Below are 23,245 nucleotides of genomic sequence, written 5' to 3'. Positions count from 1 at the left end.
TGCCATGACGACGAACGCTTCGCGAGCGACGGTCGATTTCGACGCCTTCGCGCGTGATCTGCAGCAGCCCCAAGGGCCCGCTTCGCATGGGCTTGCTTCGCAAGGGCCCGCTTCACAGGGAGCCGGCCCTCAAGGACAGCCCGTCCGCGCGCCGCAGGCCCATGCCAAATCCGATCCCCTGGCCGAGCTCGCCCGCATCGTCGGCCAGGACGATCCGTTCCGCGCCATTTTGGAAGCCCGCGACGGACGGTCCGACCCGGCCTCGGGCCGGCGCATCGAACCGAGCTTCGTCGATGCGCCCGTGGCGCCCGGCCGCCCGGCCCAACCGCAGGCCCCGTCCCATCAAACGCCCGCCGCGTCCTCGCCGACGGATGCCTTCGACCAGTATCTCGCGTCCGTGGAGCAGGACCCCTATCAGAGCCAAGGAGCCGATTCTGCGCCTCAGGCCGAGCAGGATGCGTTCGCCTCCGGCGAGCGCGCCACCCTGGGCCGGCCGCGTCAGCGCAGCCGCCTCGTTTCCGTCGGCGCCGGTCTCGGCGTGCTGGCAGTCTGCATCACCGGCGGCCTCGCCTGGCGCGGCCTGCATGCGGGCGGCGGCGCCAGCGGCGGCGTGCCCACCATCCTGGCCGACACGGCGCCCCTGAAGATCGCGCCGCAGAAGGCCGACGGCGTCGAGATCCCCGACCAGAACAAGCAGATCTACGACCGCACCGCCAAGGACGGGCAGATCCGCATCGTCAACCGCGAGGAACAGCCCCTCGACGTGGCGCAGGCGGCCCGCTCGGCCCAGCGTACGGGCGAAGGCGGCGCCACCCCCGGCAGTTCCAGCCCGCAGCAGACCGGAACCCTGACCGAATCCCTCGGGGAGCCGCGCCGGGTCCGGACCGTCTCGGTCAAGCCGGACACGCCGGTTCCGCCATCGCAGCCCGAGGCCGCCGAGGCTGCGCCGGCATCCGTGATCCCGACCATGACCCTGCCGGGCGCTCCGGCCGAGGGCAGCACCGCCGCCGGTTCCCTGCGGCCGCGCAGCGCCCGGGTCACCGCGCCCGTGTCGGTTCCGACCACGACGCCCGTGGCCGAGGCGCCCGCACCCGAGCCGGTCGTTCCGGCCCCCGCTCCCGTACCGCGCGTCAAGGCGCCCCAGCGCGTCGCGGCCGTGGCACCGGAGACCACAGCCGCCGTGAGCCCAACGGCTGCGGCCGTCGCCGAATCCCCCGCGCCCGCCGCCGGCTCCTTCTCGGTCCAGCTCGGCGTGCGCGCCAGCGCCGCCGAGGCCCAGGCCGCCTTCAGGCAGCTGCAGGGCAAGTTCACTCAACTCGCCGGCCAGCCGGCCCTGATCCGTCAGGCCGAGGTCAACGGGAAGTCCCTTTATCGCGTGCGCGTCGGGCCGCTGGGCAAGAACGAAGCGACGAGCCTGTGCACCCAGCTCCAGGGTGCCGGCGGCCAGTGCTTCGTCGCCAAGAACTGAGGCTTAGAACCACCGCCCGGAGAAGAACCGAGGTTCTCGCTCCCTGCGGAGCGGTGCCGGCCGAGGCTTTCGGCTTGCGTCCGCCCGCCGTTCCGTCGCGCAGCCGGCCCGGCCCATGTGGGCCGGGCGCGCCACCGAGTCCCGAGGACGCCGCGTTCATGACCACCCGTGCCCTGATCCTCGGTTGCGCCGGCAAGTCCCTCTCGGCGGAGGAGGCCGCGTTCTTTCGCGACGTGGCGCCCTGGGGCTTCATTCTGTTCAAGCGCAACATCGGCACGCCCGACGAGGTGCTGGCGCTGACCCGGGCCCTGCGCGACACCGTGGGCCGCGCCGACGCGCCGATCCTCATCGATCAGGAGGGCGGCCGGGTGCAGCGCATGGGGCCGCCGCACTGGCCGGCCTATCCGGCCGGCGGGTGTTTCGGGCGCCTCGACGGCTCGGCCGTCGCCATGGCCGAGCTCGGCGCCCGTCTCATGGCGTACGATCTGGCAAACGTCGGCATCAACGTCGACTGCGCCCCCGTCCTCGACGTGCCCGTGGCCGGTGCCCACGACGTCATCGGCGACCGGGCCTACGGCACCACCCCCGAGCGCGTCGCCGAGATCGGCCGGGCCGTGGCGCTGGGCTTGATGCAGGGCGGCGTGCTGCCGGTGATGAAGCACATCCCCGGCCATGGCCGCGCCGGATGCGACAGCCACAAGGGCCTGCCCGTGGTGGACGCCGACCTCGCGAGCCTCACGGCGCAGGATTTCGCACCGTTCCGTGCCCTGGCCGACCTGCCCATGGCCATGAGCGCCCACGTGGTCTTCACCGCCCTCGATCCCGACCATCCGGCGACGCAGTCGGCCCTCGTCATCGAACGGGTGATTCGCGGGATCATCGGCTTCGACGGTCTCCTGATGACCGACGACCTGTCCATGCATGCGCTTCAGGGCGGGTTTCGCCCGCGCACCGAGGCCGCGTTCGCGGCGGGGATCGATGTCGGCCTGCATTGCAACGGTGATCTCACGGAGATGCGCGGGGTGGCCGAGGGCGCGCCGGTCCTGGCCGGAGCGTCCCTGCGCCGGGCGCACGACGCCCTCGCTCGCCTGCCCGCCGGAGCGCCGGCCTTCGACGTGCGCGAGGCGCGCGCCCGGTTCGAGGCCGCCTTGGCGATGGCTGCCTGATCCGGCCGACCCCCTGAGCCGGCGCGGCATTCCGCCTCGCTCCCGCCCGGGAACGGGCCTCGTCGTTCGCTCACGCGAGCGCACTGGTTTCCAAGCGGTTCTTGTGCTGGGCGGGCGCGATCCTTAGGTTCGCCGGAACTGGATCACACGCGTGGGTGCCGTGCGGGCTTCGAGCCCCCCGGCGCGGGAGGTTGCCATGGGCAGCATGAGTATCTGGCACTGGATCATCGTCGCCGGCATCGTGATGCTGCTGTTCGGGCGCGGCAAGATCTCCGACCTGATGGGCGACGTCGCCAAGGGCATCAAGGCGTTCAAGAAGGGGATGGCCGAGGACGAGGCGCCGACGGCCGTGCCGCCGCCGAGCACGGGCGAGCCCGTGCGGACCTTGCCGCACCAGGGCGAGCCGGCGACCGCCAACACCGTCACGGCCGACCGCAAGGTCGTCTGAGCGTTCGGCGTTTCGCGTGACGGCGGGGCCCGGCTTCGGCCGGCCGGCGCCGGGGTCTGGCGGAACCCCGCGCGACCTGCGATAGGCACCCCGCCGTCACCGGCATCGCGCGAGCGCGGGACAGTCCACGAATGTTCGACATGAGTTGGGGCGAGGTGATGCTGATCGGCGGCGTCGCCCTCATCGTCATCGGTCCAAAGGACCTGCCCAAGGCCCTGCGCACGGTCGGGCAGATCACGACCAAGATGCGCCGCATGGCCGGCGAGTTCCAATCGCAGTTCAACGAAGCGGTGCGCGAGGCGGAGTTCGACGAAATCCGCCGTGAGGTCGACGGGGTCCGCAAGGCCGCCGGGACCATGGGGCCGGTGTTCAATCCGGTCCAGACCATCCGCGACGAGATCAAGGGCGCCGTGGACGGTCAAACCAAGACAACGCCGTCGCCGACCCAGCCGCTCGCCAACGTCGCCGCCCAGCTCGCCCAAAGCGATCCGGCGCCCGCCCCCGAGCCGGCTTCGATCGACCCCGCTCCCTCCGCCGATCCCCTCGCTTCCCCGCCGCCGGCCGAGACGCCGGACCGTCCGGTCGTGGCCAGGAATTCCCCGGCCAACTCGCAGCCCGATCAAGCCCGATGACCAACGCCACGGATGACGCCGACATCGAGGCGTCGCGGGCCCCGCTCCTCGACCACCTCATCGAATTGCGATCGCGGCTCATCAAGTCGCTCGCCGCCTTCGTGGTGATGTTCTTCGCCTGCTTCTTCGTCTCGCGGCATATCTACAACATCCTCGTCTGGCCCTACGTCTCCATCGTGGGGGCCGAGAACGCCAAGCTCATCGCCACGCATTTCCTCGAGCAGGTGTTCACCAACATCAAGCTCAGCGTGTTCGGGGCCGGGTTCCTGGCGTTTCCGGTGATCGCGACGCAGATCTACGCCTTCGTGGCGCCGGGCCTCTACCGCAACGAGCGCCAGGCCTTTCTGCCCTACCTCGTGGCGACGCCGGTGTTCTTCATCCTCGGCGCCCTGGTGGTGTTCTTCCTGGCGATGCCGCTGCTCATCCAGTTCTCGGTGTCGCTGCAGCAGATCGGGCAGCCGGGGGAGGCGACCATCGCCCTCCTGCCGAAGGTGGACGAGTACCTCTCGCTCATCATGACGCTGATCTTCGCCTTCGGGATCGCGTTCCAGCTGCCGGTGATCCTGACCCTGCTCGGCCAGATCGGCATCATCGACACGGCGTTCCTCCGCGAAAAGCGCCGCTACGCCATCGTGCTCGTCTTCGTGGTCGCCGCCGTGCTGACACCCCCGGACGTGATCTCCCAGCTCTCCCTCGCGATCCCGATGATCCTGCTCTACGAAGCCTCGATCTTCTCCGTGGGCCGCGTCGAGCGGAGGCGCGCGGCCAAGCGCAAGGCCGAGGGCCTGGAGCCGTAGGCACGGGGTGAGGGTGGATCGGCTCGGGAGCCGCCCGCCCTTGTCGCGCTGGCGTCGATGCTGCAAAGCCTCGTCGTCTATCCAGAAAGCCTGCGCCCGAGCGACCCCATGCACGACATCCGCGTCATCCGCGAGAATCCGGACGCTTTCGACGACGCACTGCGCCGTCGTGGGCTGGCGCCGCTCGCGGCCGAGCTGATCGCCCTCGACGACGCGCGCAAGGGCGCTACCTCGGCGGCGCAGGCCAATCAGGAGCGGCGCAACGCGCTCGCCAAGGAGATCGGTGGGGCCAAGAAGGCGAAGGACGAGGCCCGCGCCGCCGAACTCATGGAAGAGGTCGCCCGCCTCAAGGACGAGGCGCCCGTGCTGGAGACGGCCCAGGCCGAGGCCGGCAGGACCCTGGACGAGAAGCTCGCCGCGATCCCGAATCGCCCGAACCTCGACGTACCCGAGGGCGCCGACGAGCACGGCAACGTCGAGTACCGCCGGTTCGCGGCGACCCGCCCGCAGCTCGCCACGGGCCAGCAGCATTTCGAGATCGGCGAGGCCTCGGGGCTGATGGATTTCGAGGCGGCCTCGCGGATGTCGGGCGCGCGCTTCGTGGTGCTCAAGGGCCAGCTCGCCCGGCTGGAGCGGGCACTCGGTCAGTTCATGCTCGATCTGCACACGGGCGAGCACGGCTACACCGAGGTGGCGCCGCCGCTCATGGTGCGGGACGAAGCGATGTTCGGCACCGCCCAGTTGCCGAAGTTCCGGGACGACCAGTTCGCGGTCCGTGAGCATTGGCTCATCCCCACGGCCGAAGTCCCGCTGACCAACCTCGTGCGCGAGAGCATTCTGCGCGAGGAAGAACTCCCCTTACGCTTCACCGCCCTGACCCCGTGCTTCCGCGCCGAGGCCGGCTCGGCGGGCCGGGACACGCGCGGCATGCTGCGCCAGCACCAGTTCAACAAGGTCGAGCTCGTCTCGATCACCACGCCGGACCAGTCGGCCGCCGAGCACGAGCGCATGCTGGGGTCGGCGGAAGCGGTGCTGAAGAAGCTCGATCTGCCCTACCGGATCATGACGCTGTGCACCGGCGACATGGGGTTCGCCAGCCAGAAGACCTACGACATCGAGGTCTGGATGCCGGGCCAGGAGACCTTTCGCGAGATCTCGTCCTGCTCGGTCTGCGGCGACTTCCAGGCGCGGCGCATGAACGCGCGCTTCCGGGCGGGCAAGGCGGTGAATTACGTCCACACCCTCAACGGCTCGGGGGTGGCGGTGGGCCGCGCCCTCATCGCCGTGATGGAAAACTACCAGAACCCCGACGGCAGCGTCACGGTGCCCTCCGCACTGAAGGCCTACATGGGCGGGATCGACCGGATCGAGGGACACAAAGTCTGATGCGCATTCTCGTCACCAACGACGACGGCATCCACGCGCCGGGGCTCGAAACCCTTGAGGGGATCGCCCGGGCCATCTCCGACGACGTCTGGGTGGTGGCGCCCGAGACCGACCAGTCGGGCGTCTCGCACTCCCTGTCGCTCAACGATCCGTTGCGCCTGCGTCAGGTGTCGGAGAAGCGCTTCGCCGTGAAGGGCACGCCGTCCGATTGCGTGATCATGGGGGTGCGCCACATTCTCAAGGATCATGGGCCGGACCTCGTCCTGTCGGGGGTCAACCGCGGCCAGAACGTCGCCGAGGACGTGACCTATTCGGGCACCATCGCGGCGGCCATGGAGGGGACGATCCTCAACGTGAAGTCCATCGCGCTGAGCCAGGCCTACGGGGCCGGCGGCCGGGGCGCGATCAAGTGGCAATGCGCGGCCGAGCACGGCCCGGGGGTGGTGCGCAAGATCCTGGAGATCGGGATCGAGCCCGGCATCGTCGTCAATGTGAACTTTCCCGATTGCGAGCCGGGGGAGGTCCAGGGCACGTCGGTGACCGCGCAGGGGTTCCGCAATCAGGCGCTGCTCGCCATCGACGCACGCCAGGACGGGCGCGGCAACCCGTATTTCTGGCTGGCCTTCGCCAAGGCGACGTTCCAGCCGGGGAACGGCACCGACCTCAAGGCGATCGCCGAGAAGCGCATCTCGGTGACCCCCCTGCGCCTCGACCTCACGGACGAGCCGAGCCTGACCCGATTCGCGCAGGGCTTTTCCGGCTGAGGCCGAGCGTCCCATGGCGACGGACGGCTCCATCGAGGCGGCGGCCTTCGTCATGGCCCTGCGGGGGCGGGGGGTGCGCGACACCGACACCCTGCGCGCCCTGGAGCGGGTGCCGCGCGAGCGCTTCGCTCCGGGCGCCCATCGCGACCTCGCCCGGCGCGACCTCGCCCTGCCGCTGCCCTGCGGGCAGACAATGACGGCGCCGAGCGCCATCGCGGCCATGCTGACGGCACTCGGCGCGCGCCCCGGCATGCGCCTCCTCGAAATCGGCACCGGCTCGGGCTACGTGACCACCTTGCTGCTGCGGCTCGGGGCAGCCCACGTCCACAGCGTCGAGCGCTACGCGCTTCTCGCCGAGGATGCCCGCGTCGCACTCCTGCCCGAGGACCGGGTGCGGGCCACCATCGCGGTGGGTGACGGGCTCGACGTTGGCAGCGTGCCCGAGGGGCGCTTCGACCGCATCCTCCTCAACGGCACCGTAGCCGCCCTGCCGCCCCACCTTTTCGGATTTCTGGCGCCGGGGGGACGTCTCGTCGGAGCACTCGGCTCGGTCGAAACGGCGCGTCTCGTCGTTCTCGCAATGGGGGCCGACGGCGTCGTTCAGGAGCGTATCGGCGGTGGGTTGCGGCTCGCACCGCTGACCCCGGGACGCGCCCGCGTCCTGTAATGGAGCAACGCGCAGGGTTCCCGATCGACGCGAACGTGGTGAATCGGAACGGTTGTTTAACCTGAATCCCGTTTGAATGACGTCATCAAGTTGCGTCAGGTCAGACAGGTGCGTCGATGCGGGTTCGCGGGACTGGTCGAGGGTTGAAGACGCTGTCGCGCTTCGCACTCATCGGAGTGATTGGAGGCGGCGCGGCCGCCTGTTCGTCGGATGCGTCGCGCCTCGGCGACCCCTTCGGCAATCCGTTCGCTTCCAATATGGCGAGCGAGCCGGTCGCCACGGGGAGCCTTCCGGACGGGGAGATCGCCCCGGCTCCGGTGGTGCGCACGAGCCGCATCCAGTCCCAGGCGCTTGGCGCCCCCGGGGTGGCGATGTCGCCCCGGCCCATGGCCGCGGTGCCGCCGGCCCCCCGGGCGCAGACGAGCCGCGTCGCCTCGACGGAGCCCGTCTCCGGCATGGTGTCCGGCATGAACCCGGATGCGGGCCGCGCCATGACGACCCGCACCGTTCCGGCGGCGCCCGCTCCCAAGGTCGTCGACCGCGCCGCCGAGCGCAAGGCCGCCGAAGCCGCCGCCCTGGCTGCCCGCAAGGAGGCCGAATCCGAGAAGCTCGCCGAGGCGCGCCGTCTCGTCGAGACCAGCAAGGCCGCCGAGAGGAAGGCCGCCGAGGCCAAGCTCACGGACGCCCGCAAGCTCGCCGAGGCGAAGAAGCTCGTCGAGACCCGCAAGGCCGAGGCCGCCAAGGCGGTGGCCGAGTCCAAGGCCGCCGATGCCAGGAAGGCGCATCCGCGTCCGGGCCAGGCCGTCGCCAAGGCCGACGACAAGGCCGTGCGGAAGATCGAGATCAAGGAGGCCAAGGCCGAGACGAAGCCCGATGCCGCCAAGGTGAAGGCCGACGCGGCCAAGGAGACGGCGAAGAAGGCCGCCGAGGCCGAGGCCAAGGTCGCCAAGCTCGAAGCCGCCAAGGCGGCCAAGCAGGTTGTCGAGGCCAAGGCCGCCGAAGCCGCCGCCAAGGAAACTGCCAAGGAAGCCGCGAAGACGCCCGTGAAGGTCGCCGCCGTCGAGACGCCGAAGGCCGAGCCCGCCAGCACCGGCTCGGTCGCGTCCGACACCTCGTTCCGCTGGCCCGCCAAGGGCCGGGTGATCTCGGGCTACGGCTCGTCCGGCAACGAAGGCATCAACATCTCGGTGCCCGAGGGTACGGCGGTGAAGGCGGCCGAGGACGGCACGGTGGCCTATGCCGGCTCAGACGTGAAGGGCTACGGCAAGCTCGTCCTCGTGCGCCACACCAACGGCTACGTCTCGGCCTACGCCCATAACGGCGAACTCGATGTCCGCCCCGGCGAGAAGGTCAAGCGCGGCCAGACCATCGCCAAGTCTGGCGCATCCGGCAACGTGACCTCGCCTCAGCTCCACTTCGAGATCCGCAAGGGCGCGACCCCCGTCGATCCGATGCCGCATCTCGCCAGCAACTGAAGCGGCCCGCAGGGGCTGAAACGAAGAACGGCGGCTCCCCAGGGAGCCGCCGTTCTTCGTTTGGGGAAAGGCGACCTGCCTTCAGCGCAAGAAGTCGCCGAAGGATCGGGGACCGTCGGGGACCGGGATCTCCTTCGTCACCTTGAGGGTGGCGGCGTCGAGGATGCTGAGGGTGTTCGAGCCCCAGTTCGCCACCACCAGGCTCGTGCCGTCGCGGGTGGCGGCGATGCCCTCGGGGTGGTCGCCGACTTCGATGGCCGCGACGCTGGTGAGGGTCTGGAGATTGAACACGCTCACCGTGCCTGCATACTGGTCGGTGACGAAGCCGCGGTTGCCGGCAAGGGCCACCACGTAGGGCCGCTCGCCCGTGGTCACCCGGCCGATTTCGGTGCCGGCCGCGACATCGATCACAGAGACGTCGTTCGAGGTGACGTTGGCGGTGTAGGCGCGGGCGCCCGCCGCATCGAGGGTGAGACCGAACGGGTGCCGGCCGACGGGAATCGTGCGGGTCAGGGCCAGGGTGGCGGCATCGACGACGGAGACCGAATCGCCCTCGCGGTTGGCCACCAGGACCGTGGCGCCGTCCGGCGTCACGGCGATGCCGGAGGGCGAGGCGCCGACCTGGAACTCGGTCTCGAGGCGGGAGCCATCGGCAGGGATCACGAAGACCCGGCTGCCGTACCAATCGGCCACGTAGACGACACCGGACTTCGGGTTCACGGCGATCCCGAGCGGGCCACCCGGCAGGGCGAGGGTGGTGGTGACGGTGCGGGTCGCGAGGTCCACCACCGCGAGGCCCGGGCCCTCGGGGCGGGTGACGTAGGCGGTCTTGCGGTCCGGCGAGAGCGCGATGCCGGCGGGCGCGCCATCCAGGGCGATCTGGCCCACCACCGCACCGGCCTCGAGGTCGACCACGGCCAGGACATTGGCGCCCTGCGCCGTGACGAGGGCTTCTTCGGCGCGTGCTTGCGCCGTGACGAGCATCAGGGCGAGGAGGAGAGGGCCGGCATGACGCCGGCCCTTCCGTGCTGCGCGATGCGAGCGGATGTCGCTCAAGAACCGCTCTTCTCGACCTTGGCCTTGAGGGCGTCGAGACCGGTGCGGTAGAGGCCGCGCACGGCCTTCTGGGACGCTTCGTCGTTCAGCTCGGGCGGCGGATCGTTGTTCATGTAGCCGCGGTAGAACGCGCCGTCCCACGACACTTTGGTCTTGCCGCCGGCATCTTCGACCTTGATGGTGGACGAGTAGTCGTTCACCGGTAGAGTCTTCACGTCGACCTTGGTGATCCGGTACGAGTAGCTCATCTTCTCGGCCGAGTACTTGTACAGCTCCTCGTCCACCGTGGCGCCGCCCTTCAGGGTCAGGGTCCGGGTGGCCTTGATCTCGTTGCCGCCCTTGCCCTCGGTCTTCTCGACCGGAGGCAGCCAGCTCATGTCCTGGAAGTTCGAGATCACGGCCCAGACCTTATCCGGCGTGGCGTTGATCTCGACGGTCTCCTCGACCTTCTTGCGGGTGGGGCCGTGCGCCTGGGCGCCGAACGAGACGAGGGCGAAGGCCGCCGCCGTCGTGAGTGCCAAAAACTTCATCGGGGTCTCGTCTCCTCGGGAACACACACTCTTAAGGTGCTGCGGGGGGCTTATCGAGGATGCGGTCGTCGCGCCCGAGGGCGGCGGCGACCTTGTCCTCGATCCAGTCCCAGGCCTCGCGCTCGGCGGGCCCGGCGGTCTTGGCGATCGCGATGGCGTGGTAGCGCATCTCGGTCAAAATCTTGTCGGGGTCCAGCATCTGGAGGCGCGTCGAGAGGATCGCCGCCTCCAGCACGGCGGCCTGCGCCCGGTTGTAGCCGAAGAACGGGATATGGGCGGCGGAATGGACCATGCGTCCCCGATAGCGCGGACGGGTCTCGTCCGGTTCCACCCCCACCACCTCGAATTCGGCGTGGCCAAAGCTGTCGGCGAGGCGCCGGCCGGGAATGCGGTCGCAGGGCAGGGTGGCCCAATCGCGCCGGCCGGTGACGGCGCCGGCGATGACCCGGATGTCGCTGGGGCTCGATGCGGCGAAGACCGGATTGGATTCGAGGTTGAGGATGGTGGGCGACGGCCGGAACGGGGCCAACACCCACTCCGCCCCGTCCTGGATCAGACCGAAGGGCACGAGGTGCAGGTCGCCGGCGGGCGAGGTCGTGGTGACGACGGTCTCGAGGATCAGCGGCACGGCGTTACGCTTTCCCGGCCGGTACGAGCTTGCCGCAGACGATGCGGGCGCCGGCCTCCGACGGCACCTCCGACACCGCATCGGCGGCGGACGTCTCCCCTGGGCCCAAGGTCTCGGGCCGGCCCGCATCGGCCTCGGGCGATGTGGTATCGCGGCTCGCGCCGTCCGGGCCGGAATGCTTGGTGTGCCCGGCCTTCTTGAAGGCGGTGGTGTCCTCGATTTCGGCGTCGGCGGCCGCACCCCAGACCAGGGCCTCGTCCTGTACGTAGCGCTTGCCGAGACGCCAGGCGGTCTCGGCCTTGGTGAGTTCGCCGCCGAGGTAGAAGGCGTGGGCGCCGTCCTGCGCCACGTCGAGATCGGGGAAGAACGCCATGGCGTTGGTGCCGATGGCATGGGTATCGCGGTTGAACACGTGGATGCCGTCCTCCGCGACCGCGATGCGGTAGTTCGGGTCCTTCACCTCGGCCGCCTGGGCCGCGATCTCGTTTGGGGTCTGCACATAGGGGCGCTTGTCGTGGAGCGCCAGGAGGGAGCGGCCGTAACCTTTCGGCAGGGCCGAATCCGCCTTGGCCGCGTACATCACCCGCCGCGCCGCGTCGTGCTCCTCCACCGTGCGGCGGGTATGGTTCGAGACCTGGACGATGAGCACGTTGCGGATGGCGAGTTCCGAGCACATGCCCACCAGCAGCGCCGTGACCCCGAGGCTGTCGGCCTCGGTGAGTTCGGTGAGATTGCCGGTGCCCATCATCATCTCGATGCCGGGCCAGCGTCGCCGGGTCTCGTGATAACGCGTGATGGATTCGACGAAGCCGAAATGGATCGGCTCCAGGATCGGGTCGGCCATGTAGGGACGCCCGGCCTTCTCCATGCGCTCGATGGCCCGGTCGAGGGAGGCGAGATCGTCGGGCCGCACGGGCACGAGGACTGGCACCGCGTCGGTCTCGAAGGCGAGATCGAGGGTGTCCTCGTTGAGGCTCAGGAGGAAATCGGCGCCCGCCTTGGCGCCGCGGGTGAGTTCGTCGAGGGAGAAGGAATCGACGCTGACCTTGAGGCCGGCGCCCTTCAGGAGGCGCACGCAGTCCTCGAGGTGCGGGAAATCGGTGTCGGGCAGACCGCCGAGATCGATGACGTCCGCGCCACGGCGGGCGAGGTCGAGGCCCTTCGCGAGGATCTGGTCGGGAGTCATCTTGGAGGCGTCGACGATCTCGGAGAAGATCCGCAGGTCGTGGCGCGACAGATCCACCGTGCGTCCGGCGAGGCCGAGATAGGCCGGCAGGTCGACGATCTCGTCGGGGCCGCGCTCCACCGGCAGGCCGAAATGTTGGGCCAGGGCCTCCGGGTTCGCCCGGCAACGGCCCGGCAGGACGATGCGGGTGGCGCCCTCGGGAATCGTCACCCGGCGTCGGATGATTTCTTCGGTCATCAGGGCCGCGACCTTCACCCCGGCATCGGCGATGCTCCAGGCGAAGCGATCGGCCGGGAGCGTGGCGGCGACCTTCTCGAGGCGCGCCTTGGCCATGCGACCGGTAATGAAGACGAGGTGTTCGGGGGTGCTCATGCGGCGGCCCTGGTCTCGGCTGGGCCACGCAGGACGACGGCACCGGTGTAGCGCGCCGCGAAGGCTGGGAACGCGGCGTCGACGAGGCCGAGACGGGCGAGGTGCTCGAACGATGCTCCCATGGGCACGAGGGCGGATTTCGCCAGGACGCAGCGCGGCGCGTTCCATTGCGTGGCGAGCCACACGGCGAGGCTGTCGGAGGTGACGTCCCAGGTCTCCGGGATGTCGGGATGCCCGGCCTTGAGGGTGATGGGGTCCCAGACCGGCACACCGCCGCGGGCGAGGATCGCCGATGCCGCATCCCACGTCGTGGCGATGGCCAAGCGCGGCTCGAACGCCGAAAAGATCTCGGCCATGCGGCCCATGGCGTCGAGGGCGAGGCGGTGGGCCAGCGCATCGCCGAAGCCGAGCGCCGCCTGAGAGGTCCGCACGGCCTCGGCGAACGGGCCGCCGCCGGGGACCACCACGCAGGGGCCGTCCCGGCCCTCCGCGAGGCCGGCGAGGACAGCGCGCAGGCGGCCGGCGTCGGACAGGAGGCTGCCGCCGACCTTCACGACCATGACTTCGGAACTCATGCGGCGTCTCGGCGGGCGCGAGCGCGCAAAATCCGCACGGCCTCCGCCACCCGGGCCGGATCGAGGCCTTTCGTGCGATCGCTGTCGTGGCACAGGCCGCCGCGGAAGCCGAGGTAGTGCGGGCCGACGGGAGCCAGGCTCTCGATGTCGGCGAGCGCGAGGGAGCCGGCGAGGCCCGAGACGAGGTCGTGCCGACGGCAGGCGCGGGTGAAGGCCGTCAGGACCGGAATCGGCAGGAGGTCGGGCAGGCGGCGCCCGTCCTTGGTCGCCGTGTCGATCATGGCACCGACGAATCCGGCCGCCGCCACACGCGCCACGAGAGCGGGCGCGGGTTCATGCTCGGCGAACAGCACGGCGATGAGCCGGCCGGGCGCGGCCGCGGCGGCCTCGGCCAGTGCCGTGTCGGGAAAGCCCCCTTGCACGGCGACTTTCACGTAGTTCACCCCCGTGGCGGCCATGGCGGCGACGCAAGGGGCGAGGGCGGTCGCGTCCGTCGGCTCGCCCGCCACGGCGCTGGTGACGGCACGTCCAGCGATGCGATCGACGAGGGCGCGCACCGTCGTGACGGGGAGGGCACCGAGGGCCCCCCGGTCCGGGTCCTTGGCATCGACCAGATCCGCGCCCGCGGCGGCGGCGGCCAGGGCCTCGTCGGCGTCGCGTACGCTCACGAGGAGACGCGGAACGGCGTCGTCGGGATACGCACCGCGTTCGAAGGGGGAGGGCATCAACAACGGTGGTTTCGACTCGCTCGGACTCATGGGATCGGCAACGTTCGGGATCGACAACGTTCAGCTGGCTTTCCGCGCAACCCTGCGCGGATGCGACGTTGGCCCTAGCAAAAAACCGGACGCATCACGAGCGGTTCGGCAGGGGTTCGGCGAGCAGGCGGTTCTTCACCACCCAGCGCATGGCATGCGCCCAGGTGTCGTCGGTGTCGGCCCGGATCACCACCCGGCCGCCGCGCACGATCTTGCCGGTGGCGGCCTCCGCGATGGTCACCGTGAGGTTGAAGATCTGATTCGAGCCCTTCTCGACGTAGCCGCTGATGGCGAGGTCCGCCCCAAGGGTCTTGGCGATGCTGGCGGCGCAGCCGTCGCACTTGTAGAGCGGTGCTTGCTTGGCGATCTCGGCGGCCTGCGGCGCGACGTCGATGGGCTCGACCGCTTCACCGAGGGCCTTGCGCAGCTCCTCCGTGACGAGGACGAGGCGCCGGGTCTCGTCCGGCCGCGCCTTACGGCCCCCGACCACGCCGGGATCGAACAACTCGATGCCGAAGATCGCCGCTTTCTCGGGGGCGGCTTGTGCGGGTGCTCCCACAGCCAGGGCCAGCAGGAGACCGAGGCTCGCGCAAACGTGTCCGGCACGGGGGAGGGGGATCGGTCGCGTCATGACTTCGCTCGTCTCGCGTCGGGCGCAGCCCGGGCCTGTCGGCAGGATGATACCCGAACCACCGGCTGGCAACGCCGGGGGAGGCAGGGTGATCCCTGCATCCCGGCGGTATCCTGCCGCGTGCACCGTGCGCCCGGAACGGCTCGGGCTGCAGGCGGGGCTTATGATTTCCTTATCAAACGCCGATTGAGCGTGGCGGAACAATGTTGTTAGCGTGATCGCCTCATGCAGGCTTCGACGCGCTCCCCCCTCGCCCCATTCGCTCTCCTCCTCGGGTTGTGCGGCTCGTGGTGTCTCCCCGCCGTCGCGCAGGAGCCCGCACGCTCGGAGGCGGCGGCGGCTCCGACGCCCGCCGCGACGGAAACCCGGATCGGGCTGATCTACCGGCCCGAGCTCGCCCCCTCCTCCTACGATGCCGAGGCCGCGCCCGAGGACGAGGGCGTGGCCGGCGCCCGCATGGCGATCAAGGACAACAACACGACCGGCCGCTTCACCAAGCAGACGTACGCCCTCGATGAGATCGCCCTCGACGCCACGAAGAGCCCCGTCGATGCCGCCCGCGAGCTGACGGGGCGGGGCATCAAGTTCCTCGTCCTGGCACTTCCCGCCGACGCGGTCCTGGCCGTCGCCGATGCGGTGAAGGGGGAGGGCGTCACGGTCTTCAACGTCGCGGCCCCCGACGACCGCCTGCGCGGAGTCGATTGCCGGAGGAACGTGTTCCATGTCTTGCCCAGCCGGGCGATGCAGACGGACGCGCTGGCGCAGTTCTTCACCCTGATGCGCTGGCGCAAGATGTTCCTCATCACCGGCCCGCAGGACGGGGACCGGCTCTACGCCGAGGCGTTCAAGAACTCGGCCCGCAAGTTCAACCTCAAGATCACGGCCGAGAAGCCCTGGACCTTCGGGCCGCTCGCCAAGGCGCGGGGCGACACGCCGACCCGCTCCGAGGCGATGGTGTTCACCCGCGGCGTCGATTACGACCTCGCCATCGTGGCCGACGAGGCCAACGACTGGGGCGACTACGTCCCGTTCCGCACCGTCGATCCGCGCCCCGTGGCCGGCACGCAGGGGCTCATCGCCACCACCTGGCATCCGACCCTGGAGACCTGGGGCGCGGCGCAGGCGCAGAACCGGTTCCGGCGCCAGGCCGGGCGGCTCATGCGGCCCCTCGATTATCAGGCCTGGGCGGCCGTGCGCTCCATCGGCGAGGCGGCGACGCAGAAGAAGACCGCCGACCCCGCCGTGCTCGCCCCCTACTTCGCCGACCCCGCCTTCAGCCTGCCGGCCTACAAGGGCGTATCGCTCACCTACCGGCCGTGGGACCACCAGTTGCGCCAGCCGGTGATCGTGGTTCAGCCCAAAGCCATGGTCTCGGTGGCGCCCGAGCAGGGCTTCACCCACCAGCGCACGCCGCTCGATACCCTCGGGATCGATCTCCCCGAGACCACCTGCAAATTTCCCTGACGGGGGGGCCTGATCGGCCGGGGCCTGCGGCAATGGGTGACCGTCCCGCTTGCGGTCCGGCGCTCCCCGTGAGACGGGGCTGCACTATAGTAACGCTGCATGCCCAACCGCGCGCGAGACAGCGGTGGGCGCGAGGAGGACACAGGATGAGCCGCGGCTTCAAGGCGAACGCGTCGGGATCGGTCTTGGCATGGGCGCTCCTCGCCGCCACGACTCTCGCCGGGACCGGTTCGGCCAGCGCCTACACCGTCTACGTGACCAACGAGAAGGGCAACTCGGTCAGCGTCATCGACAGCGAGACCCTGGCGGTGACGGGCACCTGGAAGGTCGGCCGCCGCCCCCGCGGCGTCACCACCAGCAAGGACGGCAAGGAACTCTTCGTCTGCGCCAGCGACGACGACCGCATCGACGTCCTCGACACCGCCACCGGCAAGGTGGTGCGCTCGCTCCGCTCGGGGCCCGATCCGGAGCAGTTCATCCTGGGGCCAACGGGGAACCTGCTCTACGTCGCCAACGAGGACGACAGCCAGGTCACTGTGATCGACGTCGAGAAGAACAAGGTCATGGCCGAGGTGCCCGTGGGCGTCGAGCCGGAGGGGATGGGCCTGTCGCCCGATGGGAAAATCCTGGTCAACACCTCCGAGACCACCAACATGGCCCACTTCATCGACACCACCACGTTCCAGGTGATCGACAACGTGCTGGTGGATGCCCGCCCCCGCTTCGCCGAGTTCACCGCAGACGGGAAGTTCCTCTGGGTCTCGGCCGAGGTCGGCGGCACGGTGAGCATCATCGATGTCGCCGCGCGCCGCGTGGTCAAGAAGATCGCCTTCAAGATCCCGAGCGTGAACGACGAGGCGATCCAGCCCGTGGGCATCCGCATCACCAAGGACGGCTCGAAGGCCTTCGTGGCGCTGGGCCCCGCCAACCGCATCGCGGTCATCGACGCCAAGACCCACACGGTGGAGAAGTACCTCCCCGTCGGCCAGCGCGTCTGGCAGCTCGCCTTCACCCCCGACCAGAAGCTGCTGTTCTCCACCAACGGCTCGTCGAACGACATCTCGGTGGTGGATGTGGCCGCCGAGAAGGTGGTGAAGAGCATTCCGGTGGGATTGCTGCCGTGGGGCGTCGCGGTCTCACCGAACTGATCTTTTTGGGTGCGTTCGCCCTTCCCGGCGTGGGGAGGCAAACGCCATGGGGCGGCAAACGGGAGGATCCGCGGACGTGATGAAGCGAACGATGCGTGCGGCGGCCCTCGGGCTCGCGGCCTGGATGATGGCCGGACCTGCCTCCGCCGTCGATCTCACCAAGAAGCGGTCGAACCTGCCCGATCTCGTCCTCGGCAACGAGGAGGGCAACGATTACGTCGTCGAGAACCGGGAGATCGAACTCGAATCCGGCAAGGCCTACCGCCTGCGCATCGTCGCCAAGGGCCGGCAAGAGTACAAGTTCTACGCCACCGAGTTCTTCCGCAACATCTGGTTCAACCAGATCGTCATCCAGCACCTCGAGATCCACGGCAGCGGTCCGCCGGACCACCTCGAATTCGACGATCCGGGCGAGATCGCCATCGAGTTCGTGACGATCAAGCCGGGCGAATACCCCTGGTCAGTCCATGGACTGGAGTCCAAGGGCATGACCGGCAAGTTCATCGTGAAGTAGGGGATGTTCATGCGCTTGCCCCTCCTCGCCCTCGCTGCCGCCGTCCTGGCGAGCCCGGCGCTCGCCGACGACAGGACCGCCTGCACGGACGGCATCGGCATGATCCGGATGGAGCTCGGCAAGAACCCGGCCGAACCCCTCCAGGGCAAGCTCAAGAAGGCGCTCCGAGTCGCCGAGCGCGAGCTGGGCGAGGGCGAGTTCGACGAGTGCCTCGACGCCGTCGGCGACGCCCGCCGGGCCCTGAAGCCTTGAGCGCCGACCTCGTGACGGAGAGCACCGCCCTCGAGGTCGCGAACGTGAGCCATCGTTTCGGCTCCCGCGCGGCCCTGTCCGACGTGTCCCTCAGCGTCGTTCGCGGCCGGTTCACCGCCCTCCTCGGCCCCAACGGAGCCGGCAAGACGACATTGTTCTCGGTGATCACGCGGCTCTACGCCAACCAGGACGGACGGGTCTCGATCCTCGGCCATGCCCTCGACCGGGAGCCGAGCCGGGCGCTCGCCCGCCTCGGTGTGGTGTTCCAGGCCCGCACCCTGGATACCGACCTCACGGTGGCGCAGAACCTCCTCTACCATGCGAGTCTCCACGGCATGACCCGCAGGGCGGCCAAGGAACGGATCCAGACGCTGCTCACCCGCGTCGGGCTCCTTGATCGGCGCGACGACAAGGTCCGGACCCTGTCGGGCGGCCAGTCCCGGCGCATCGAGATCGCCCGCTCCCTCATCCACGGTCCGCGCCTGCTTCTGCTCGACGAGCCCACCGTCGGCCTCGACCTCGAATCGCGGGCCGACATCGTCGCCATCGTGCGGGCGCTGGTGCGCGAGGAGGGCCTGTCGGTCCTGTGGGCGACCCACATTTTCGAGGAGATCGAAGCAGGCGACGCCGCCATCGTCCTGCACAAGGGCCGCATCGTCGCGCGCGGCACCGCCGGCTCCATCGCCCAAGGAACCGAGTCCCTGGAAGCCGCCTTCCGCCGCCTCGTCGCCGAACCCGCCAAGCAGGCCGCATGAGCAAGACCCTCGCACCGGCCCCCGTCGACAAACCCGTGACTCATCTCGGACGCCTCGACGCCGTCGGCTACCTCATCTGCCTCGGCGGTATTGTTCGGCGTGAGCTGCTGCGGTTCTTCAATCAGAAGGAGCGGTTCTTCTCCGCCTTGGTGCGGCCCCTGGTGTGGCTGTTCATCTTCGCGGCGGGGTTCCGCAACACGCTGGGCGTCTCCATCGAGCCGCCCTACCAGACCTACGTGCTCTACGAGGTCTACGTGGTGCCGGGTCTCGCCGTGATGATCCAGCTGTTCAACGGCATGCAATCGTCCCTGTCGATGGTTTACGACCGCGAGGTCGGCTCGATGAAGGTGCTGCTTACCAGCCCCTATCCGCGCTGGCTGCTGTTGCTCGCCAAGCTGATCGCCGGCGTCACCGTCTCGGTGGTGCAGGCTTACGCGTTTCTGGCCATCGCCTGGTTCTGGGAACTCGACATTCCGACCATCGGCTACGTCGCAGCCCTGCCCGCCTTCATCGCGGCGGGGCTCATGCTCGGCTCCATCGGCTTGCTGCTGTCGTCGATGGTCAAGCAGCTCGAGAATTTCGCCAGCGTGATGAACTTCGTGATCTTCCCGATGTTCTTCGCCTCCTCGGCCCTCTACCCGCTCTGGCGCATCCGCGAATCCTCCGAGACCCTCTACCTCATCTGCATGGCGAACCCCTTCACCCATGCGGTGCAGCTCGTGCGCTTCGCCCTCTACGGGCAGTTCGCACCCGTCGCCTGCGCGGTCGTCCTCGGGACGACCCTCGCCTTCTTCACCCTCGCCGTCGTCGCCTACGATCCCGGCCGTGGCATCATGGCCCGGCGCGGTGGCCCGGCCGGAGACCCCGCATGATCCGCTCCATGATCCGTTCTTGCACCCTCTCGCTCCTCGCCCTCGGTCTGCTGGCCGGACCGGCCCTCGCCCAGCCCAAGGGCGATCCCGATTGGCCCTGCGTCCAGCGCAAGGTCTCCACCCTCAGCCCCGGCACGGTTTGGACCGGGCCGGATCTCGCCGAGGCCGGCGCCTGGGGCGACGATTTCGAGGCGGCGCAACTCGCGCAGAAGATCGCCTCGCGCCGGACGCCGCTCAACGAGGTCGATCCGCTCCTCGACGCCTTCGGCGAGACCGCCGGAGCGGAGAAGGGCAAGCGTCTGACCCGGGTCTTCGCCGGGGTGTTCGAGGTCCTCAACGGCGAGCGCAACAAGGTCATCGCCGGTATTGGCCGCTACGCCCAGGGACAGCGCCGCATGGCCGAACGCATTCGCGACGAGGCCGACAAGATCAGCGCGACGAAGGACGGTCCGAGCGCGCAGGACGCGCGCGACATGCCCAAGGAAGCGTCCGAATTGGAGACCAAGTTCGCCTGGGACCGGCGCATCTTCCAGGAGCGCAGCCAGTCCCTGACCTATGTCTGCGAGGTTCCGACCCTCCTGGAGCAGCGCCTGGGCGAGATCGCCCGCAAGATCCAGGCACGCCTCTGATCTCCCAGGCACGCCTCTGATCTCCCAGGCGCGCCTCTGATCTCCAGGACCGGTCCGCCCCCTGCTCGCCGTGCCGGCGAGGCGCGGGGACCGGTCTTCTCGCTCGGCATTCGGCGCGGCTCCCTCGGAGCCGCGCCGTTCGCGTTTCGGCCTGCGCGATGGCCCGCTTCGATGCGGGCACCCGCTGGCCGGGCTCCAGGTTCCGAATCAGGGAAAAGTCCCAGTGGGTATTGCCAGATTCTCCCGGGTCAATTAGGCAATGCGGCGAGACGGCGTAGCTCGCCGCGGGGGGCTCCGGTACCCCGAGACCAGATCCGCCCTCGACCTCGGAGAACGGTTTCGTTCTGCGTCCTGATTTTAGGAGACTTCTTATGATGACGTCGCGTTTGTCCGCTGCCGCCCTTCTGTTCGCCGCCCTCGGCCTCGGTGTCGCCGCCCCCGCCTTCGCCGCCCCGGCCAGCGTCGCGGCGTTCGATCCCGACAAGGATGGCACCATCGATCTCAAGGAGGCTCAGGCCGCTGCTGCGAAGCAGTTCGACATGCTCGACCCGGACAAGGACGGCACCCTCGACGCCAAGGAGCTGAACGGCCGCCTCACCGCCGCCGAGCTGAAGGCCGCCGATCCGGACAGCGACGGCACCCTCGACAAGAAGGAATACCTCGCCGTGGTGGCTGCGCGCTTTAAGGCCGCAGACCCGGATGCCGAGGGCACCATCGATGCCAAGGAACTCGCTTCGCCCGCCGGCGCTTCTCTTGCGACGCTGTTGCAGTAAGCCGTTCCTCAGGGGCGGCCGTCCCTCAAGGAAATAATTGATGCAGATTCGCTACGTTCTGCCGGCCGCCCTCCTGATGCTCGGTTCTGCCGGGCCTGTCCTCGCCTCCTCCTGTACCGATCAGATCGCCACCATCGAGCGGCGTCTCGACAGCACCGGTGCGGAGAAGGTGACCGGCAAGGAGCCGGCCGGTGGTCCGACGACATCCAACTCGGACAAGGCCCTCGACAAGCCCCCGGCCGGCAAGCCCACCGATCCCTCGACCAAGGCGAGCGCCGGTGGCGTCGCCGAGGCGCGCGACCTGATCAAGAAAGCGCGTGCTCAGGACAAGGCCGGCGATACCAAGGGATGTGAGGATACCATGACCCAGGTGAAGGAGAAGGCCGGCGCCCTGCCGTAGCCCTTCCGTCTCCGGCTCGTGTCAGAGAGGGTCGTTCCCGGTCGGGAGCGGCCCTCTTCGCATATCAGGCGAGGGCCATGACGACCTCGGCCATGAGGGGCCTTCGCATCACCTCGGGCTGCGTGCAGGCTTCCGCGAGGGCGACGAGGTCCGGCAAGCGGGCGGAGCAGCGGGCCAGCAGCTCGCCGAGCAGAATTCCCCAAGCCCGCACCTCGATCCGCCGAAGGGACGCGCCGGCATCGCCGGGCGGCAGACGGCAGGCGGCGCCGAAATCGCTCAGGACGGCTTCGCCCATCGTCCCGTCCCACAGAACGTTGTGAGCGTAGAGATCGCCGTGCAGGAGGCCGCCTGCGTGCAGATGGCACGCCGCCGTCGCGATGCTCCGGGCGATGGCACGGACCACCTCCTCGTCGAAGCTCAGGCCAGGCTCGTAGACGTCGCGGCTACAGCTTTCCAGGCTCGGCGGCCCGGCCAGCACCCGCCAAGCACCGGGCAGGCGCGGCATGATGAGTCCTTGCGCTCCTTCCGGATGATCGACGAGGCGGCCGAGGCCCCCGGTGAGGTTCGGGTGCGGCCCCGCTGCGAGGCATGCCTCCATCTCGCGGTCCGGCAACCCGTCGCTGGTCATGGCGCCCTTGAACATCTTCAGGGCGACGGGCGTGTTCGGGGTGGCAGGCTTGTTCGAGGTGGAAGGCTTGTTCGAGGTGGAAGGCTTGTTCGAGGTGACAGACTCGCCGGCTTCGATTCCGTCGCGTTTCCACAGGGCCGCGAAGACCTGCCCCGATGCGCCCTCGCCGAGACGTTCGCCGACCGCGAGGTCGGACCACGGGATTCTTCTGTCATCCGCCGGTAGGGGACCGCCTTCCAACGGGTTGCCGGCCCAGGTCGGCCAAGCCAGGGACGGCAGCGCTGCGAGCCAAGCCGGCAGAGCATCCAGCGCGTTGGCGGAGAGCCTGAGCAATTCGAGGTGTGCGGCGTCCGCGAGACTTTCGGGCAGGGCGGTGAGTCGGTTTCCCGACAGCATCAGCTTCTGCAACCCTCGCCGTTGCCCGATGGCGTCGGGCAGGCGGGCGATCCGGTTGTCCGTCAGGGTCAGCCAACGCAGGAGCGGCGGCAGGGCCTCGCCGGGAACCTCCCTCAGGCCGCAGCCGCGAAAGCCGATCTGGCTGAGGGCCGGGCAGTCACCGAGCGCGGGCGGCAGCCGGTCGAAGGGATTGCCGGAGCAGAACAACACTCGAAGCTTGGTCAATCGCCCCAGATCGTCGGGCAAGCGGGTCAAGGAGCCGGCGCCGAGGTCGAGAATTTCCAGGCTGTCGGCGAGACCGAAGAGATCGCGCGGAAACTCCGTGAGGCCGCCTGACAGGCGTAGTTCACGGATGCCGCCGAGATCGCCGCGTCCCAGCGCATCGAGCTGTCGAGCCGTCCCTGCGTTCGTTGTCATGCCGTCGCTCCCGCCCCGATCGTTCGCCCCCGAAAGGGCGTCTTCGATCCGGGCGTGCGGATCAATATGCGTTCTGGGTCCGGAACAGCGACAGGGGTGTCGCGAGCATGATCTTGATGTCGAACAGGACCGACCAGTTTTCGATATAGTGCAGGTCGTGTTCGACCCTGCGCTGGATCTTGTCGCTGGTGTCGNTCGCGCGAATGCAGGCTATGGCGAGCAGATCAATATGCGTTCTGGGTCCGGAACAGCGACAGGGGTGTCGCGAGCATGATCTTGATGTCGAACAGGACCGACCAGTTTTCGATATAGTGCAGGTCGTGTTCGACCCTGCGCTGGATCTTGTCGCTGGTGTCGGTCTCGCCACGCCAGCCGTTGACCTGCGCCCAGCCGGTGATCCCCGGCTTGACCTTGTGGCGGGCGAAATAACCGTCCACCACCTGATCGTAGAGCGTGTT

Annotated in this window: 27 protein-coding genes and 1 pseudogene; 18 read left to right on the top strand and 10 right to left on the bottom strand. The window is 69.3% G+C overall.

Annotated features, from left to right (window positions below):
* Positions 1-4: 4 nt before the first annotated feature.
* The 9 genes from ASF27_RS06770 to ASF27_RS06730 all read left to right on the top strand — a co-directional run bounded on the left by ASF27_RS06770 (position 5) and on the right by ASF27_RS06730 (position 8,803).
* A complete protein-coding gene (locus ASF27_RS06770; protein ID WP_056358776.1) occupies positions 5-1,468 on the top strand; it encodes an SPOR domain-containing protein in 1,464 nt (487 codons plus the stop codon).
* Between the two features lie 158 nt (positions 1,469-1,626).
* Positions 1,627-2,634 (top strand): glycoside hydrolase family 3 protein, encoded by a 1,008-nt coding sequence (locus tag ASF27_RS06765; protein ID WP_056358769.1) that lies wholly within the window; start codon positions 1,627-1,629, stop codon positions 2,632-2,634.
* 196 nt (positions 2,635-2,830) lie between these two features.
* Complete coding sequence (locus ASF27_RS06760; protein ID WP_056168191.1) at positions 2,831-3,082, top strand: twin-arginine translocase TatA/TatE family subunit; 252 nt, start codon at positions 2,831-2,833, stop codon at positions 3,080-3,082.
* Between the two features lie 131 nt (positions 3,083-3,213).
* Complete coding sequence (tatB, locus tag ASF27_RS06755) at positions 3,214-3,714, top strand: Sec-independent protein translocase protein TatB (protein WP_056262570.1); 501 nt, start codon at positions 3,214-3,216, stop codon at positions 3,712-3,714.
* Positions 3,711-4,511: a twin-arginine translocase subunit TatC gene (gene tatC / locus ASF27_RS06750; RefSeq protein ID WP_056168184.1), complete on the top strand. Its 801-nt coding sequence runs from the start codon at positions 3,711-3,713 to the stop codon at positions 4,509-4,511. The genes tatB and tatC overlap by 4 nt, the downstream gene beginning before the upstream one ends.
* Positions 4,512-4,619: 108 nt before the next feature.
* Positions 4,620-5,897 carry a serine--tRNA ligase gene (serS, locus tag ASF27_RS06745; RefSeq protein WP_056304104.1) on the top strand — a complete coding sequence of 426 codons (1,278 nt, stop codon included), beginning with the start codon at positions 4,620-4,622 and terminating at the stop codon, positions 5,895-5,897.
* Positions 5,897-6,661, top strand: coding sequence for a 5'/3'-nucleotidase SurE (gene surE / locus ASF27_RS06740; protein ID WP_056168181.1), 765 nt, complete (start codon positions 5,897-5,899; stop codon positions 6,659-6,661). The genes serS and surE overlap by 1 nt, the downstream gene beginning before the upstream one ends.
* A 13-nt stretch (positions 6,662-6,674) precedes the next feature.
* Positions 6,675-7,328, top strand: coding sequence for a protein-L-isoaspartate O-methyltransferase (locus tag ASF27_RS06735; RefSeq protein ID WP_056168177.1), 654 nt, complete (start codon positions 6,675-6,677; stop codon positions 7,326-7,328).
* A gap of 116 nt (positions 7,329-7,444) precedes the next feature.
* Positions 7,445-8,803, top strand: a complete 1,359-nt coding sequence (locus ASF27_RS06730) for a M23 family metallopeptidase (protein ID WP_056262562.1) — start codon at positions 7,445-7,447, stop codon at positions 8,801-8,803.
* An 81-nt stretch (positions 8,804-8,884) separates the two neighbouring features.
* On the opposite strand, the gene ASF27_RS06725 is transcribed toward ASF27_RS06730, so the two are convergent.
* The 7 genes from ASF27_RS06725 to ASF27_RS06695 form a co-directional block, all read right to left on the bottom strand.
* Entirely contained in the window at positions 8,885-9,787 is a 903-nt protein-coding gene (locus tag ASF27_RS06725; RefSeq protein ID WP_056358832.1) for a YncE family protein, read from the bottom strand.
* Positions 9,788-9,855: 68 nt separating this feature from the next.
* Positions 9,856-10,389 carry an SRPBCC family protein gene (locus ASF27_RS06720; protein ID WP_056262559.1) on the bottom strand — a complete coding sequence of 178 codons (534 nt, stop codon included), beginning with the start codon at positions 10,387-10,389 and terminating at the stop codon, positions 9,856-9,858.
* A gap of 31 nt (positions 10,390-10,420) precedes the next feature.
* A complete protein-coding gene (locus ASF27_RS06715) occupies positions 10,421-11,017 on the bottom strand; it encodes a DUF447 domain-containing protein (protein ID WP_056168166.1) in 597 nt (198 codons plus the stop codon).
* Positions 11,018-11,021: 4 nt separating this feature from the next.
* Positions 11,022-12,575 carry a DUF6513 domain-containing protein gene (locus ASF27_RS06710; RefSeq protein ID WP_056262558.1) on the bottom strand — a complete coding sequence of 518 codons (1,554 nt, stop codon included), beginning with the start codon at positions 12,573-12,575 and terminating at the stop codon, positions 11,022-11,024.
* Positions 12,572-13,150: a uridylate kinase gene (locus tag ASF27_RS06705; RefSeq protein WP_056262555.1), complete on the bottom strand. Its 579-nt coding sequence runs from the start codon at positions 13,148-13,150 to the stop codon at positions 12,572-12,574. Before ASF27_RS06705 ends, ASF27_RS06710 begins: the two co-directional genes overlap by 4 nt.
* Positions 13,147-13,875: a (5-formylfuran-3-yl)methyl phosphate synthase gene (locus ASF27_RS06700; RefSeq protein WP_056304030.1), complete on the bottom strand. Its 729-nt coding sequence runs from the start codon at positions 13,873-13,875 to the stop codon at positions 13,147-13,149. Before ASF27_RS06700 ends, ASF27_RS06705 begins: the two co-directional genes overlap by 4 nt.
* A gap of 127 nt (positions 13,876-14,002) precedes the next feature.
* Complete coding sequence (locus ASF27_RS06695; protein WP_056304028.1) at positions 14,003-14,539, bottom strand: DUF3280 domain-containing protein; 537 nt, start codon at positions 14,537-14,539, stop codon at positions 14,003-14,005.
* A 225-nt stretch (positions 14,540-14,764) separates the two neighbouring features.
* On the opposite strand from ASF27_RS06695, the gene ASF27_RS06690 reads away from it, so the two are divergent.
* The 9 genes from ASF27_RS06690 (at position 14,765) to ASF27_RS06650 (ending at position 21,346) form a co-directional block, all read left to right on the top strand.
* The gene (locus ASF27_RS06690) at positions 14,765-16,003 is read left to right on the top strand and encodes an ABC transporter substrate-binding protein (RefSeq protein WP_082478855.1); all 1,239 of its coding nucleotides are present in this window, start codon (positions 14,765-14,767) and stop codon (positions 16,001-16,003) included.
* A 146-nt stretch (positions 16,004-16,149) separates the two neighbouring features.
* On the top strand, positions 16,150-17,151 hold the full coding sequence (locus ASF27_RS06685; protein ID WP_056358766.1) for a YVTN family beta-propeller repeat protein: 1,002 nt from the start codon (positions 16,150-16,152) through the stop codon (positions 17,149-17,151).
* Positions 17,152-17,230: 79 nt separating this feature from the next.
* A complete protein-coding gene (locus ASF27_RS06680; RefSeq protein WP_056168148.1) occupies positions 17,231-17,665 on the top strand; it encodes a hypothetical protein in 435 nt (144 codons plus the stop codon).
* Positions 17,666-17,674: 9 nt separating this feature from the next.
* Positions 17,675-17,917, top strand: coding sequence for a hypothetical protein (locus ASF27_RS06675; protein WP_156368885.1), 243 nt, complete (start codon positions 17,675-17,677; stop codon positions 17,915-17,917).
* Positions 17,914-18,672, top strand: coding sequence for an ABC transporter ATP-binding protein (locus ASF27_RS06670; protein ID WP_056262544.1), 759 nt, complete (start codon positions 17,914-17,916; stop codon positions 18,670-18,672). The genes ASF27_RS06675 and ASF27_RS06670 overlap by 4 nt, the downstream gene beginning before the upstream one ends.
* Positions 18,669-19,544 (top strand): ABC transporter permease, encoded by an 876-nt coding sequence (locus tag ASF27_RS06665; protein WP_056304026.1) that lies wholly within the window; start codon positions 18,669-18,671, stop codon positions 19,542-19,544. Before ASF27_RS06670 ends, ASF27_RS06665 begins: the two co-directional genes overlap by 4 nt.
* Positions 19,545-19,552: 8 nt before the next feature.
* Entirely contained in the window at positions 19,553-20,173 is a 621-nt protein-coding gene (locus ASF27_RS06660) for a hypothetical protein (RefSeq protein WP_056168376.1), read from the top strand.
* A 374-nt stretch (positions 20,174-20,547) separates the two neighbouring features.
* A complete protein-coding gene (locus tag ASF27_RS06655; RefSeq protein WP_056168372.1) occupies positions 20,548-20,946 on the top strand; it encodes a calcium-binding protein in 399 nt (132 codons plus the stop codon).
* A 40-nt stretch (positions 20,947-20,986) separates the two neighbouring features.
* Complete coding sequence (locus tag ASF27_RS06650; protein ID WP_056262539.1) at positions 20,987-21,346, top strand: hypothetical protein; 360 nt, start codon at positions 20,987-20,989, stop codon at positions 21,344-21,346.
* A gap of 64 nt (positions 21,347-21,410) precedes the next feature.
* Here the strand turns inward: ASF27_RS06650 and ASF27_RS06645 are convergent, their stop codons facing one another.
* From ASF27_RS06645 to ASF27_RS21470, 3 genes and pseudogenes are all read right to left on the bottom strand, one after another.
* The gene (locus ASF27_RS06645) at positions 21,411-22,787 is read right to left on the bottom strand and encodes a leucine-rich repeat-containing protein kinase family protein (RefSeq protein WP_056358763.1); all 1,377 of its coding nucleotides are present in this window, start codon (positions 22,785-22,787) and stop codon (positions 21,411-21,413) included.
* Positions 22,788-22,848: 61 nt separating this feature from the next.
* Positions 22,849-22,981 (bottom strand): annotated as a pseudogene (locus ASF27_RS22835) (sugar transferase); the annotation flags it as partial.
* A 30-nt stretch (positions 22,982-23,011) separates the two neighbouring features.
* On the bottom strand, positions 23,012-23,245 hold a 234-nt coding region (locus tag ASF27_RS21470), incomplete at its 5' end, for a sugar transferase (RefSeq protein ID WP_200918699.1).

This window comes from Methylobacterium sp. Leaf102 (genome assembly GCF_001422425.1).
Classification (GTDB): Bacteria; Pseudomonadota; Alphaproteobacteria; order Rhizobiales; family Beijerinckiaceae; genus Methylobacterium.
This window is presented reverse-complemented; position numbering and strand designations above follow the sequence as displayed.